At 44.0% G+C, this 14,260-nt stretch carries 13 protein-coding genes and 1 pseudogene; 10 read left to right on the top strand and 4 right to left on the bottom strand.

Features of this window, described 5'->3' with window-relative positions; genetic code table 11:
* Positions 1–6: 6 nt before the first annotated feature.
* The 4 genes and pseudogenes from ABHN01_RS17065 to ABHN01_RS17050 all read left to right on the top strand — a co-directional run bounded on the left by ABHN01_RS17065 (position 7) and on the right by ABHN01_RS17050 (position 4,489).
* Positions 7–1,532 (top strand): annotated as a pseudogene (locus ABHN01_RS17065) (tripartite tricarboxylate transporter permease).
* A 70-nt stretch (positions 1,533–1,602) separates the two neighbouring features.
* On the top strand, positions 1,603–2,736 hold the full coding sequence (locus tag ABHN01_RS17060) for a PAS domain-containing protein (protein ID WP_429876523.1): 1,134 nt from the start codon (positions 1,603–1,605) through the stop codon (positions 2,734–2,736).
* Positions 2,702–3,376: a response regulator gene (locus ABHN01_RS17055; RefSeq protein ID WP_429876522.1), complete on the top strand. Its 675-nt coding sequence runs from the start codon at positions 2,702–2,704 to the stop codon at positions 3,374–3,376. The genes ABHN01_RS17060 and ABHN01_RS17055 overlap by 35 nt, the downstream gene beginning before the upstream one ends.
* A 39-nt stretch (positions 3,377–3,415) precedes the next feature.
* Positions 3,416–4,489 carry an AbrB family transcriptional regulator gene (locus ABHN01_RS17050; RefSeq protein ID WP_429876521.1) on the top strand — a complete coding sequence of 358 codons (1,074 nt, stop codon included), beginning with the start codon at positions 3,416–3,418 and terminating at the stop codon, positions 4,487–4,489.
* Between the two features lie 145 nt (positions 4,490–4,634).
* Here the strand turns inward: ABHN01_RS17050 and ABHN01_RS17045 are convergent, their stop codons facing one another.
* Both ABHN01_RS17045 and ABHN01_RS17040 read right to left on the bottom strand, forming a co-directional pair.
* On the bottom strand, positions 4,635–5,843 hold the full coding sequence (locus ABHN01_RS17045) for an MFS transporter (protein WP_429876520.1): 1,209 nt from the start codon (positions 5,841–5,843) through the stop codon (positions 4,635–4,637).
* Between the two features lie 13 nt (positions 5,844–5,856).
* Positions 5,857–6,300, bottom strand: a complete 444-nt coding sequence (locus ABHN01_RS17040; protein WP_429876519.1) for a MarR family winged helix-turn-helix transcriptional regulator — start codon at positions 6,298–6,300, stop codon at positions 5,857–5,859.
* A gap of 229 nt (positions 6,301–6,529) precedes the next feature.
* On the opposite strand from ABHN01_RS17040, the gene ABHN01_RS17035 reads away from it, so the two are divergent.
* Complete coding sequence (locus tag ABHN01_RS17035; RefSeq protein ID WP_429876518.1) at positions 6,530–7,288, top strand: 2-phosphosulfolactate phosphatase; 759 nt, start codon at positions 6,530–6,532, stop codon at positions 7,286–7,288.
* Between the two features lie 93 nt (positions 7,289–7,381).
* On the opposite strand, the gene ABHN01_RS17030 is transcribed toward ABHN01_RS17035, so the two are convergent.
* Entirely contained in the window at positions 7,382–7,513 is a 132-nt protein-coding gene (locus ABHN01_RS17030; protein ID WP_290398349.1) for a hypothetical protein, read from the bottom strand.
* Between the two features lie 458 nt (positions 7,514–7,971).
* On the opposite strand from ABHN01_RS17030, the gene treP reads away from it, so the two are divergent.
* The 5 genes from treP (at position 7,972) to ABHN01_RS17005 (ending at position 14,112) form a co-directional block, all read left to right on the top strand.
* On the top strand, positions 7,972–9,381 hold the full coding sequence (treP, locus tag ABHN01_RS17025) for a PTS system trehalose-specific EIIBC component (RefSeq protein ID WP_429876517.1): 1,410 nt from the start codon (positions 7,972–7,974) through the stop codon (positions 9,379–9,381).
* Positions 9,382–9,456: 75 nt separating this feature from the next.
* Positions 9,457–11,142 (top strand): alpha,alpha-phosphotrehalase, encoded by a 1,686-nt coding sequence (gene treC, locus ABHN01_RS17020; protein ID WP_429876516.1) that lies wholly within the window; start codon positions 9,457–9,459, stop codon positions 11,140–11,142.
* A gap of 25 nt (positions 11,143–11,167) precedes the next feature.
* On the top strand, positions 11,168–11,884 hold the full coding sequence (gene treR, locus ABHN01_RS17015; protein WP_429876515.1) for a trehalose operon repressor: 717 nt from the start codon (positions 11,168–11,170) through the stop codon (positions 11,882–11,884).
* Positions 11,885–11,988: 104 nt separating this feature from the next.
* Positions 11,989–12,807 carry an STAS domain-containing protein gene (locus ABHN01_RS17010; RefSeq protein WP_429876580.1) on the top strand — a complete coding sequence of 273 codons (819 nt, stop codon included), beginning with the start codon at positions 11,989–11,991 and terminating at the stop codon, positions 12,805–12,807.
* Between the two features lie 129 nt (positions 12,808–12,936).
* On the top strand, positions 12,937–14,112 hold the full coding sequence (locus ABHN01_RS17005; protein ID WP_429876514.1) for a NupC/NupG family nucleoside CNT transporter: 1,176 nt from the start codon (positions 12,937–12,939) through the stop codon (positions 14,110–14,112).
* Positions 14,113–14,191: 79 nt separating this feature from the next.
* Here ABHN01_RS17005 and ABHN01_RS17000 read toward each other — a convergent pair.
* On the bottom strand, positions 14,192–14,260 hold a 69-nt coding region (locus ABHN01_RS17000), incomplete at its 5' end, for an IS3 family transposase (protein ID WP_429876579.1).

Genomic DNA, 14,260 nt, shown 5'->3' with positions numbered 1-14,260 from the left:
ACATTCATGAGTGCCATACAATTTCTTACTGAAGGCTTTCAAACCGCTCTTCAGCCTCACAACCTATTATTTGCTTTCGTCGGTGTGCTGATTGGAACGGCAGTCGGTGTACTGCCAGGCATTGGACCGATGAGTGGAGTAGCATTGCTGATCCCCGTTACCGCATCGATGACAGGCGGCATGGAACCTGCCGCAGCGGCTACCAGTTCGATCATATTGCTGGCGGGTGTTTATTATGGAGCCATGTATGGAGGGTCTACGACTTCCATTCTATTAAACACACCAGGGGAATCTTCATCGGTCGTGACCACGCTTGATGGGTATCAGATGGCAAAACAGGGAAGGGCAGGCTCTGCACTGGCGATCGCAGCCATCGGTTCGTTTTTTGCAGGAATCGTTTCATTGGTGGCATTGGCTCTTTTGGCCGAACCACTATCAGAGGTCGCACTGAAATTCGGCCCCGCTGAATATTTTTCTTTGATGCTTCTCGGCCTGGCAGCGGTGAGCGGACTGGCGGGAAACTCAATGACAAAGCATGGATGATGACGGTGTTCGGCCTGATGCTGTCGACCATCGGAATGGATGTGGTGTCAGGCGTTTCCCGTTTTACCTATGACATCGCATCCTTATACGGCGGCCTTGAATTCTTGACCGTAGCAGTCGGGGTGTTCGCTCTTGGAGAAGTGTTTAAAACCATCCTCCACAAAGAAAACAATGAGGGCGACCTTGCTAAAGTAGGAAGGATCTTTCCTACTAAACAAGACTTTAAGGAAAGCTCTGGGCCTATTGTCCGCGGTTCTTTGCTTGGTTTCTTCGTCGGAGTCCTGCCTGGTGCCGGATCGACACTCGCTTCTTTCTTCTCTTATATTATGGAGAAGAAGCTAAGCAAGAATCCCGAAAAATTTGGCAAGGGAGCCATTGCCGGAGTGGCTGCGCCTGAATCAGCGAATAACGGAGCTTCAGGTGGGGCGATGATTCCGCTTCTGACTCTTGGAATACCAGGTTCAGGAACAACGGCTATCCTTATGGGCGCGCTGATCATGTATAATATCCAGCCGGGCCCGCTGCTTTTTGAAGATCATCCAGATGTTGCGTGGGGCCTGATCGCGAGTATGTTCATCGGCAACTTGATGCTGCTCATCCTAAACATGCCGCTCGTTAAGGTTTTCGCGAAGATCATTGAAACGCCGGAAAAATATCTCCTCCCATTGATCGTTGCCATTTCAATATTCGGTGTATATGCTGTCCAGGTGAATACGTTCGATCTTTTTTTATTGATCGGCTGCGGCATTGTCGGCTACTTTTTTGCTTCGAACGATTTCCCTCTGGCACCGCTAGTGCTGGGGCTTGTACTCGGACCGATGATCGAAAACAATATGAGAAGAGCGTTAACGTCGTCAAACGGAGATTTTTTAGTGTTTATTCAAAAACCAGTCTCACTTATTTTTATTGTCATTGCCGTATTATGGATTTTGGTTCCGGTCCTGCTGAAATTAAGAGGCAAACAAGTTATTATTAATGAAGAGGCTTAGGAGACTTGCTGCGTGCAGCCAGTCTTTTCTTTGCTTTTTCATTGGAAAAATGAGCGGCTCGAGGTGGCATATGAGGCTTCAGACGAAATTGATCCTATTTATTTGCTCGCTTCTTTTAATTGTCATCCTTCTCCTGTCCTTACTCTATCAAAATATGTTTTCAGATACGCTAAAAGAGCAGATGGGCCAAAGAGCACTGAACGTAGCAGAGTCCATTGCGGTCAGCCGGACCGTTGTTGAAGGATTCAAGGATAAAGAACCTTCTCGAACCATTCAGCCTTACGTGGAGAAAATCAGAAAAAAAACAGGTGCTCAGTTTATTACGGTTGGAAACAAGGAAGGCATCCGCTATTCCCATCCGCTGTCCGACAGAATCGGAAAGAAGATGGTCGGCGGTGATAATGAAAAAGCACTGTCAGGAAAGGAACAAATCTCAGAAGCAATCGGCTCTATGGGTCCATCCATACGGGGGAAGGCTCCGATTTTCGATGAACGAGGAGAAGTCATCGGTGTCGTATCTGTCGGTTTTTTATTGACAGGAATTGAAGAGGTTTCACATCCTTACAAGGTCAAAATTTTTATGATGGGCATGTTCTGCCTTATATTAGGAATCATGGGATCCGTTTTTATTGCAAGAAGAGTCAAGAAGGCAATCCACGGGCTGGAACCTGCCCAGATCGGCCAGCTGTATCAAGAGAAGGAAACGATACTCGAAGCGATAAAAGAAGGAATTATCGCGATCAATCGGGAAGGTCAGATCACATTAGCCAATACTGCGGCTATGTCATTGCTGGATGTAAAAAGACCGACGGAGATCTGCGGCCGGCACGTGCTTGAAGTTCTTCCGGAGTCAAAGCTGCTTGAAGTCATCAACAGTGGCGCTCCCCAATTCGACCAGGAATTTGTAATCAACAGTAAGATCGTGGTAACGAATCGCATACCGATCTACGATAACCATAGAAAAGTAATCGGGGCCGTTTCCTCCTTCAGAAATAAATCGGAGCTTTACCGGCTCACCCAGGAGCTCTCTCAGGTCAGAAGCTATGCCGACTCACTCCGCGCGCAGACCCATGAATATTCAAATAAACTCTACTTGATCTCTGGATTGATCCAGCTCAAATCATATGATGAAGCCTTGGAATTGATCGTAAGAGAATCGGATATAATTGATGGCCGGCATCAGAGAGGTAGACGGGGAAATTAACAGGCGGTTTGTTGAGAAGGTTCCGGGATTTGCTGTTGCCGGCATAGCGACAACTAAAACAGATGCACAAGAACAGATCGAGTGTCTGAAGCCAGATCTCATCTTGCTGGATATCTACTTTCCGGATATGTCAGGACTGGAACTCCTGAAATGGATCCGTGGAGCTGTTCCCGGAATTGATGTTATCATGGTCACAGCGGCTAAAGAGATTCATGTGCTGAAACAGGCGATGCATGGAGGAATCTTTGATTATATTATCAAACCGGTCATGTTCGATCGGTTTAAGGAAACTCTGTTAAAATATAAAGACTATCGAGACAATGTAAGAAAACTGTCCAATGCCAATGAGTGGATGGATCAGGATCAGATCGACATGTTGATGGGGAAAGAATTTAAAAAGAAACCCGAGACATTTTTACCAAAAGGAATAGACCATCTTACATTAAAAAAGGTACTTTATGCGATCCAACAACATAAGACCGGCCTAACAGCCGAAGAAGTTGGAAAAGAGATTGGAGCCAGCAGGACAACGGCGCGTCGTTATCTGGAATATCTGGTGTCCGCATTTGAAATTGATGCTGATCTTTCCTATGGCTCGGTCGGCAGGCCGGAACGGATCTATCGCTATATCAAAAGCTAAGACGTTCTGTCAGCGGCAGCAGGAAAGGGTGCTAGACTGATGAAAGACAATAAAATTTTTAAGGTAGCAGAAACCGCATGCATAGGATCTTTTGGAGCCCTGCTGTTTATGCTCATACATATGCCATTGCCATGGCTGTTAGGTTCGCTCACTGCGGTCGTGGTATGGAGAAAGCTTACCAAAAGGCCGTTGTACTGGCCGATCGGATTCAGGCATACTGCGATTGTTTTTCTGGGAGCCATGCTTGGAACTTCTTTCACGGCCGGAACCGTAAAGGAAATGGCCCTTCAGTTTCCTTTTATGGCTTCAACAACGATGATTACCGTTCTATTTTGCCTCGCCCTGGCCTTCTATACGGTAAAACACATTCGAATGGATTTGGCGAGCAGTATCTTTGGGAGTGTTCCGGGCGGTATGTCACAGGTCGTGGTGATGAGCGAAGAGACGAAGGAGGTCGATACAACGACCGTCGTCCTCATGCAGACGATCCGTTCATTATCTGTCATCTTTTTCGTCCCTTTTTTATCGATTCACGGAATTGGCGGTGAGGTTCGGCCATCTGCCGCTCCCGAGGTGAATGCTGCTGACTCTGGGACATGGATGCAGTATGCGGTTTTTGCAGCCATCGCCTTATCTGCCGCCTGGGGAGGAAAGAGAATTCGGCTTCCTGCAGGTTTTCTGACAGGCCCCTTGATCGCTGTTGCATTATCCGTTTCGTTAGGATTGCATGCTCCTCATGTTCCGTCCTATTTGATCGTCATCGCCCAAGTTTTTCTCGGAATTCACATTGGCCGCCAGTTCAATCCTCAACTGGAGGGCGATATGAAGAAGCTGAGCATTTACACGGTAGGAAACAGTCTTCTGCTCGTCCTGTTTTCTTTATTGCTTGCTTACTTGCTTAGTAAATGGACGCCGATGGATTTCACGACGGCGTTTTTGAGCGCGGCACCGGGCGGGATCGCAGAGATGGGTGTGACGGCTTCTGCTGTACATGCGAACCTTTCCATGGTTACGGGTTATCAGCTGTTTCGGATCTTCTTTATCATGTTTGCTGTTCTGCCCCTTGCTCAATGGTGGGTGAGAAAACGGAAAAAGTTAACGAAATCAGCATAAAAAAGCTTGAAGAACCAGTTGATGGTCTTCAATTTTTTGTTATTTTTTGGAAGCGTAAAATTGAGTTTGGCTCAATTATTCGGATTTAGGCTCAATTATGGCTGTATTAGGCTCAATTCCAGCCTCCCTCCGCAGTTCTAACTCATCAAGCTGATTTTCTTACATCTTCCGCAGGCTTTTTTCCTTTTTTCAAAAGGAATCCAGCCAGACACAGGACAAGAAACACCGCCATTACGAGAGCAGACAGGCGATACATGCCTGAGTAGTTAAAATGCATGGCAACCAGCCCTAGCAGCATCGAACCTGCAGCAACTCCAAGGTCAAGAGTATTGAAGAACATGCTGTTTGCAATGCCGCGCTGTTCCACATGAACTTCTTTAATCATCCAAGCCTGAACAGAAGGCTGAATCATGCCGTACCCGAAGCCATATAACATGGCGGATAAAATAACAAATGACGTAGAAGAGGCGATAGAAAGGGTAAACAGGCCGCACATCACGGAGGAGGCACCCGACGTCAGCAAGATAAAAGGGCCTTTACTGTCAAAGATTTTCCCGGAGAAGGGGCGGACGATAAAGATGGCAAGAGCGTTGAATAAAAAGAAGTAGCTGATATGAGAGAGATGAGCTTCTTTCCCGTACAAAGCAAGGAAGCTGAGCAGACCTCCATAAGTAATGGATAAAAGCAGGTTTAATAATCCGGGCAGTGCGATTTTTTTAAAAGCTTCTCCTGTATTGTGACTGCTTTTTTCCGATGGCTTTGCAAGGGGCGGAGCCGGGAGAACGGCAGCAGATCGGTTGGCAAGAGCCAGCGGGAAAATAATGAGTAAAACGGCGGTGCCGACGGCAGTCAATGTGCCAAACCCATAGTTTCCAAGCAGTGAAAGGCCGATGATCGGTCCAATGGACATGGCCAAGCTGGTCGAAAGTCCAAAGTAGCCGATTCCTTCACCCATCCGTTTAGGGGGAATGACATCAGCAGCCATAGTAGGCAAGGTAGTGCTTGACAGTCCGAAACCGATCCCGAAAAGGACCCGCATCACAAGAAGCAGCAGGATGGATCCGCACCAATAATAGCCAGCTGTAGATAAAGCAGCGATTGCAATCCCGCAATAAAGAATGACGGATGCTCTTCCTTTTTGAAGAATTCCCGCTGCGAAAAAACGGGTGGCGATGGCGGAAAGGGCAAATAGGCTGGTAACGAGGCTTACAGCAAAGTCGCTGGCTCCAAATGCATCCTTAGTATAGACAGGGAAGGAAGGAAGAATCATCTGCAGATTTAAAAATAGAAGCAAATTACAAACGGTGATGATGATAAATTCCTTGCTCCAAAGTTTTTCTTGATGTGTATTCAATAGCATTACTCTCCTAACTGTTGATGATTGAATCAATATTCGCGGTTAATTGATCGAGCACTTTTTTGAAACGTTCCACATCATACTGATCAATTCCAGTAAGTATTTCTTTCATGGTCTCAGCTTCAATCGGAACGGTGCTGGCAGCAATTTTTTCTCCTTTTGCTGTAAGTGAAACGATAAATGCTCTTCGGTCCGATTCGCTCATCTGCTTTTTGATCAGTTCCTTTTTCATGAGGATGTCAAGGATTCTGGCCGTGGTTGGCTGATCTTTAGCCGTCCTGCGGGCAAGTTCCTTCTGGGTAATGCCCCCCTCTTCAAATAACTGATAAAGAACGGACCATTGTTCGGGTGTTATGTCAAATTCCCGAAAGCGATGCATAAGCAAATGTATAATTTTCCTGCTTGCCTGGTTAATTAAAAAGCCGACAGATTCATCTTTCTGCTGTGAGTGCAATTTGATCGTTCCTCTCATTTCGAAAATACTTGTTGTGACAATTATAAGTAAAACATATATTTTCAATAAATGCAAATCACAAAAAAACCCCCTGCAAGAGCAGCGGGTTTACATTCGGAAAATGTTCAGACCTCAGTATACAGTTTAACAAATATTGTAAAAATAGTCTACCTATTTAATGATCCTGCTGATACGATTAAGGCAGAAAGACGGAGAGGAGCCTGAAAAAATGTCTGTATTCCATCAGCAAAATTATCAATGTAAAACAGAGTGGGGAGTCAGGGGAGCAAGGGAAGCAGCAGAGCGGGGAGACATTATTGTTGTGGTTGATGTTTTAAGCTTTTCATCGACAGTTGTCACTGCACTGAGTTATGGTGCTAAGATTTTTCCCTATCCTCCGCCGATCAATGAAGAAGCCAAAAAATATGCAGTGGAAGTCGGAGCAGAGCTTTTATCAGGAAGAGCAGAAGCATTGAAATGGGGAACGCATTCTCTTTCACCGGCATCATTCAGTTTGCATGATCAAGAAAAAAAGTTTGTGATGTGTTCGTTGAATGGTGCTGCGTGCATTTGGGCTGCCAGAAAAGTTCCTGCACTGCTGATCGGCTGTCTGCGGAATGCATCGGCCGCTGCGGAAAAGGCAGAACAGCTGCAAAAGCAGTCAGGTGCTGACATCACCGTGGTGGCATGCGGTGAGAGATGGGAAAATCCGAAGGAGGCTGAAAATAACATCAGACCAGGCATCGAGGATTATCTCGGTGCAGGCGCGATACTTTCGAAACTTAATGGGAGTAAATCTCCGGAAGCCCAAGTATGTATTGGTGCCTATCTTTACCAGAAGGAAAACATTAAAGAGATCATTTGGAACTGCGGCAGTGGACTGGAACTGCGTGAACGAGGATTTTCAGAGGATGTGGAGCACTGTACGAAGCTGGATGAGTTGGATCTTGTACCCCAGTTGAAAGGCAATGTCTTTACTAAGAGCTGAACTTGCTGGCTGAATCAGAATACGAATAAGATCCTGATAGGAACGATCGGCATCAGGATCTTTATCCCTTTTTATTTTTACAGCTAGCTGTTTTTATACCCACTTGTAAACCAGCTTCTGAAAGATTTTGTCCGATGGTTTCTCGCTGTCAGGGTAAATATCGATGACCGTGATCTTTTCGCCGTCAATCGTTTTTTCGAATGTCTCCCCGATCCAAACCTTCATTTTTTTACACTCCCAAAATCATTCTGAAAGGCCAGCAGTGCGGTTTTTGAACAAATGTCAATGTTTACACCCTGTTTTTGAAGTTTGGAAATAAGCTCCTTAAGTTTTTTTGTCATGCTTCCTCATTCCTTTTTATTAGAATAAAGGCATATCCGCCCGGTTTTATTAATGAAGCAATCAAAATGATATTTATGGCTATACCATTTCTACACATAAACAGTATACCGCTTAGAAGTGTTTTGATTTGACTTTTGAAAAAAATCCCACAACTATTGTTTTTTCATCGAAAGTTTCGACTTACATCAAATAAAAACAAAAGTGTTGACCACCATGTATATACAAGTTACAATACAAAACAAGGCATGTATATACAAGTTGTCATTCTTTATGAAAGCGATTCAAAAAATAAAACTGTTTTTATAGATTCTTATGTAAACGGTATCAAGGAGGAAGGATATATGGACATCAGGAAAACCGCAGAGCAGATCGTTGAAGCTGTAGGCGGCAAAGAAAACATCGGTGCAGCTACTCACTGTGTAACCAGGCTTCGGTTTGCATTGAATGATGAAAGTCTGGTTAATAAAGAAAAGCTTGAAGATGTAGATGCGGTAAAAGGTTCTTTTTCAACAAACGGTCAATTTCAGGTAGTCATTGGACAGGGGCTGGTCGACAAGGTCTATAACGAACTCGTCGAGGCTGCGGGTATTGGCAAAGCTACAAAGGAAGATATTAAAAATGCAGCGGAAAAGAAATTGAATCCTTTGCAGAGGGCTGTTAAAACGTTGGCAGATATTTTTATTCCGATTCTGCCGGCGATCGTTACAGCAGGTCTGCTCATGGGAATCAACAACATTCTTACGGGGCAAGGGATTTTTTATGAAGGCAAATCCTTTGTTGATGTAAACACGGCCTGGAAAGACCTGGCGGATATCATCAATGTGATCGCCAACACAGCGTTTGCATTTCTGCCTGGATTGATCGGGTGGTCAGCCGTCAAGAAGTTTGGAGGAAATCCTCTGCTTGGAATTGTACTTGGTTTAATGCTTGTACATCCAAGTCTTCTTAATGCGTGGGATTACGGAAAAGCACTCGAAGCAGGAAAAGTACCCCACTGGAATTTATTTGGATTACAGATTGAGAAGATCGGCTATCAAGGGCAGGTGCTTCCGGTGCTGCTGGCATCCTACGTACTGGCGAAAATCGAAGTATTTCTCAATCGAAGAGTTCCGGATGCATTTAAACTGCTGATTGTCGCTCCGGCTGCCCTTCTTGTTACAGGTTTTCTCTCCTTTATCGTGATCGGCCCGATTACATTCGGTCTGGCTAATTTTCTGACGGACGGACTTGTCAGTATTTTTGACAACTTTGCTGCGTTAGGAGGGCTTATCTATGGAGGGCTTTACGCTCTGCTCGTTGTGACAGGAATGCATCATACCTTCCTGGCGGTGGATTTGCAGCTGATCGGCAGCAAAGGAGGAACCTTCCTATGGCCGATGCTTGCTCTTTCAAATATTGCACAGGGATCTGCAGCTCTCGCAATGATGTTTATCACAAAAGATGAAAAAGTGAAGGGGCTATCCTTTACTTCTGCTGTTTCTGCTTATTTAGGAATTACCGAACCTGCACTGTTCGGGGTTAATCTAAGATTCAGATATCCGTTCATTTGTGCAATAATCGGTTCAGCAATCGCTGGCGTCATCCTTACGATCAACAGCGTGAGAGCTTCATCCATTGGTGTCGGTGGAGTACCAGGCTTTCTTTCCATCTTCCCGGACAAGTGGGCGCCTTTCTTTTTTGGGATGGCTATCGCAGTTGTTGTACCGTTTGTATTAACGTACCTGTTTGCCAAGGTGAAAAAAGCAAAATAATTTCAAACTCAGCTGGCTCATATTGATGAGCCGGCTTCTAACATTTAACTATTCAACAGATAGGCGGTGAGCACTATGGAACAGCCATGGTGGAAAAAATCGGTGGTTTATCAAATTTATCCGAAAAGCTTCAACGATACGACGGGAAGCGGTACAGGAGATTTAAAAGGAATCATTGAAAAGCTTGATTACTTAAAGCTGCTCGGTATAGACGTGGTCTGGCTGACTCCGATCTATGAGTCTCCACAGAAGGATAACGGATATGATATTAGTGATTATTATAAAATCCATGAAGAATATGGTTCCATGGAAGATTTTGAACAACTGCTGAACGAAGCTCATAAGCGGGGAATAAAAGTCATCATGGATATTGTGGTGAACCATACTTCCACTGACCATGCATGGTTTAAACAAGCAAGCTCTTCCAAGAACAATGAATATAGAGATTTTTATATATGGAAGGATGCGGAGGACGGTGCTGAACCGAACAACTGGAAATCCAAATTCGGCGGATCCGCATGGAAATACGATGAAACAACCGAACAGTATTATCTGCACCTTTTTGATGTATCGCAAGCGGATCTTAATTGGGAAAATGAAAAGGTTCGAAAAAAAGTGTATGAGATGATGAACTTCTGGTTCGATAAAGGCGTCGATGGCTTCAGGCTGGATGTGATTAACCTTATTTCCAAAAATCAGGAGTTTCCTGAAGATGACGGAACAGTACCACCAGGTGACGGCCGCAGGTTTTATACAGATGGTCCAAGGGTGCATGAATTTTTAAAGGAGATGCATTCCGAGGTATTTGCTAAGCATGACAGTCTGACAGTGGGAGAGATGTCCTCCACTTCCATCGATCATTGCATCCGGTATTCCAACCCGGAAAGCAAAGAATTAAGTATGACGTTCAATTTTCATCATCTTAAAGTAGACTATCCTAATGGAGAAAAATGGAGTGCTGCTGATTTTGATTTCCTGGCGTTAAAGAGGATTTTGTCAAAATGGCAGGTACGCATGAACGAGGGAGGAGGGTGGAATGCCCTGTTCTGGTGCAACCATGATCAGCCCCGTATTGTTTCCCGGTATGGGGATGATGACGGGGAATACCGCACCCTATCAGCCAAAATGCTGGCAACAGTGATTCACTGTATGCAGGGAACCCCTTATATTTATCAGGGGGAAGAGTTTGGGATGACGAATCCGGGTTTTGAATCGATCGATGATTATCGTGATGTTGAAACCCTGAATATCTATCAGAAGCTGAAAGAGGATGGAAGGGATGAAGCGGAGATTATCAAGATTTTAAAGCAAAAATCAAGAGATAATTCACGTACACCTGTCCAATGGGATGAGACTCCTAATGCCGGCTTTACTTCTGGGACTCCCTGGATTCATGTAGCTGCTAATTATAAGGAAATCAATGCAAAGAGGGCGGTCCAGGATAAGAATTCAGTGTTCAGCCACTATCAGAAACTAATCTCCATGCGCAAGTCCCTGGATGCGCTCACAGAAGGAGACTATCACTTAATTCTAGAAGACCATCCTTCAATTTTTGCGTATACGAGAAATACGGAAGATGAAATGCTGCTGGTCATCAACAACTTTTATGGAAAAGAAACGGAATTTCACGCGCCACAGGAGCTCGCGTTTACAGGAGTGAAGGCAAAAGTCATCTTGTCCAACTACGAGGACTCTTCCAATGAGTTCCAAAGGATACTGCTCAGGCCTTACGAATCCATCGTTTATCGCATTATTAAGTAATGTTACAATAGACTAGGTGGTAAAAATGAAGACAAACAAATACCTGGCGATTTATCAAGAGATCTCTAAGGGGATTGAGAAAGGGGAATTTCCTCCTGGAAGGAAATTGCCCTCTGAGCATGAACTGGCTGAACACTATAGAACTTCCAGAGAAACAATCAGAAAGGCTTTAAATCTGTTGGCCCAGAACGGTTTTATTCAGAAAATCCGCGGAAAGGGTTCAATCGTTCTTGATCTGGCTAAGTTTGATTTTCCAGTTTCAGGACTGGTCAGCTTTAAAGAATTGGCATCAAAATTGGGGAAACCGTGGAAAACCGTCGTCCACGAACTTGTGAGAATGGCTCCGGACCGTTTTTTGCAGCACGAGTTGAATATCACGAAGAACGATATGGTTTGGAAAGTAGCGAGGATACGGGAGATCGATGGTGAAAAGATTATTCTCGACAAGGACATATTCAATGAAAAGTTTGTACCTGGTTTAACAAAAGAAATATGTGAAGACTCGATATTTGAATATATAGAGGATGAACTGGGATTAAAAATCAGCTTTGCGAAAAAAGAGATCGTTGTTGAGGAGCCGACAGAGGAAGATCAGAGGCTGTTAACGCTTGAGGGATTTCATAACGTTGTGGTCGTTAAAAACCATGTTTATCTTGATGATGCAAGCCTTCTTCAGTATACAGAATCGAGGCACCGCCCCGATAAATTTCGGTTCGTTGACTTTGCGAGAAGAAATCATTAGTTTATGCCAGGCAATGAACCATTGCCTAGTTTTTTTATTTATACTGATTAATAGTGTTACTATAGAGAGGAAGATTGATTCATAAGGAGGGAATACCATTGGCAATGGAAAGTGAATTATACGAGTATTTGATCAGAAATACCGAAGCTTTAAATGAGAAATGGCAGAAGCTCCATGAGGAAAAATCCGATGATTCCCGGGAACGGGGCAGCGAAGAACGAAAACAATATAACCGAACATTTATTGAGAACATGGCGAAAATCTTTATCAATGACAAGGTCAACTTTTCTGCCTGGTCAGAGCAGGTGGCAGTACGAAGAGCAAATGGGGATACGCCACTAAGAGACACCTTGGAAAGTTTTAAATATTTCAGAAACATTTTTTGGACTGTCATCATGGAATTTGTAAACGAAAATGAAGAACAAATCTCCCTTCAAACCCTTGGGGAGTGGAGCGCAAAAGTAAATGCCAGCTTTGATCATGTGATTGAATTGTTTACCGTTTATTATCAACAGATCAGTGATGCAAGACTCTTGTCTCAGCAGCAGATGATTCTGGAACTGAGTGCACCGGTTATCCCTGTATTTTCAGGCATTGGTGTTTTGCCGCTTGTAGGAGAAATCGATACGTACCGTGCCCAAATGATTAAAGAAAGCAGTCTTCACAAATGTACGGAATTACAACTGGAGCATTTAATCATTGATCTTTCAGGTGTCCCTATTATGGACACTATGGTAGCCAATGAACTGTTCCAAGTCGTTCGTTCACTTTCTTTACTTGGTGTAGAAACGACCGTAACGGGAATCAGGCCCGAAATTGCCCAGACTGCCGTTAACCTTGGATTGGATTTTTCAAACATCTCAACGTATGCCCACTTGAGCCAGGCGCTCCCGGTCATTATCAGTGGATATCAACCTTCATAACCGATTGTACTTCTTAGCCGCCTATCATCTTAGGCGGCTTTTTTTATGACGAATTTCAAGGATAAAGGTTCCAGTGTGGAGGGTAGTATAAGGTATTGAATAAAAAATATTTAAAGGAGGCGCTAGCACTTGAAATACCTTATTTTTATTTTAGGGCTTACTGTTGTATTTTTACTTGCCTATGCCGTCAGCAATAATAGAAAGCAAATAAAATTTAAGCCTATTGTAATCATGCTCGTACTCCAAATTCTGTTGACTTACATCATTCTGAATACAGGGATTGGCTTATTTATCATACATGGTATCTCTAACCTCTTTGAAAAGCTTCTCGGTTATGCAGCCGACGGTGTGAACTTTGTTTTTGGAGGAATCGCGAACAAAGGAGCCATGCCATTCTTCTTTAATGTTCTCCTGCCCATTGTTTTTATATCCGTTTTGATTGGTATCGCACAGCACTTGAGAATTCTTCCATTCGTTATAAAATGGATTGGATTTTTCCTAAGCAAAATCAATGGGTTAGGGCGTTTGGAATCTTATAACGCCGTCGCTTCAGCAGTATTCGGGCAATCAGAAGTATTCATTTCGGTTAAAAAGCTGCTTCGCCATATGCCGCGTCATCGTCTGTATACGCTGTGTACATCTGCGATGTCTACGGTGTCTGCCTCCATTCTTGGTGCGTATATGACGCTGATTGACCCCAAGTATGTTGTAACGGCCTTAATGCTCAACCTTCTGGGCGGATTCATCATTGTAAATATCATTAATCCATACGAAGTAACGGCAGAAGAGGATATCATCGATATTCAGGAGGAAAAGCAAACCTTTTTTGAAATGCTGGGTGAATATATAATGGACGGTTTTAAAGTAGCCATCATCGTAGGGGCCATGCTGATTGGTTTTGTAGCGCTTATCAGCGCGATCAATGATGTATTCAATTTGGCATTCGGCATTACGTTTCAAAAGCTGCTAGGATATGTGTTTGCTCCATTCGCATTTATTGTAGGAGTTCCTTCTTCCGAAACGGTTAAAGCAGGGACGATTATGGCAACAAAGCTTGTATCCAATGAGTTCGTGGCCATGCTTGATCTCACCAGGCTTAAAGGGCTTTCTGAGCGTACTGTCGGCATTGTTTCGGTTTTTCTCGTTTCTTTTGCCAACTTCTCTTCTATCGGAATCATTACAGGAGCGGTTAAAGGGCTTCATGAACAAAAAGGGAACGAAGTAGCAAAATTCGGATTGAAATTGCTTTATGGAGCAACGCTCGTCAGCTTGTTATCAGCAGCGGTGGCTGGGATGATGATCTAGTGTTAATAAGAGGTCTGCCTTATTTAAAAAAACAACCGCAGCTGCTGATGATCTGAACCCAAAAAGTTAGACAAAAATATTAGGCGGCTTCTTGGGCCTGAGTCCGGTATTGAACCGGACTCATACCCTTTAACTTTGCCTTAATTCG

This window comes from Fictibacillus sp. NRS-1165 (assembly GCF_050468105.1).
GTDB lineage: Bacteria > Bacillota > Bacilli > Bacillales > Fictibacillaceae > Fictibacillus_C > Fictibacillus_C terrinigri.
Note: the sequence above shows the minus strand (reverse complement) of the source record. Positions and strands in the feature narration are given on the sequence as shown.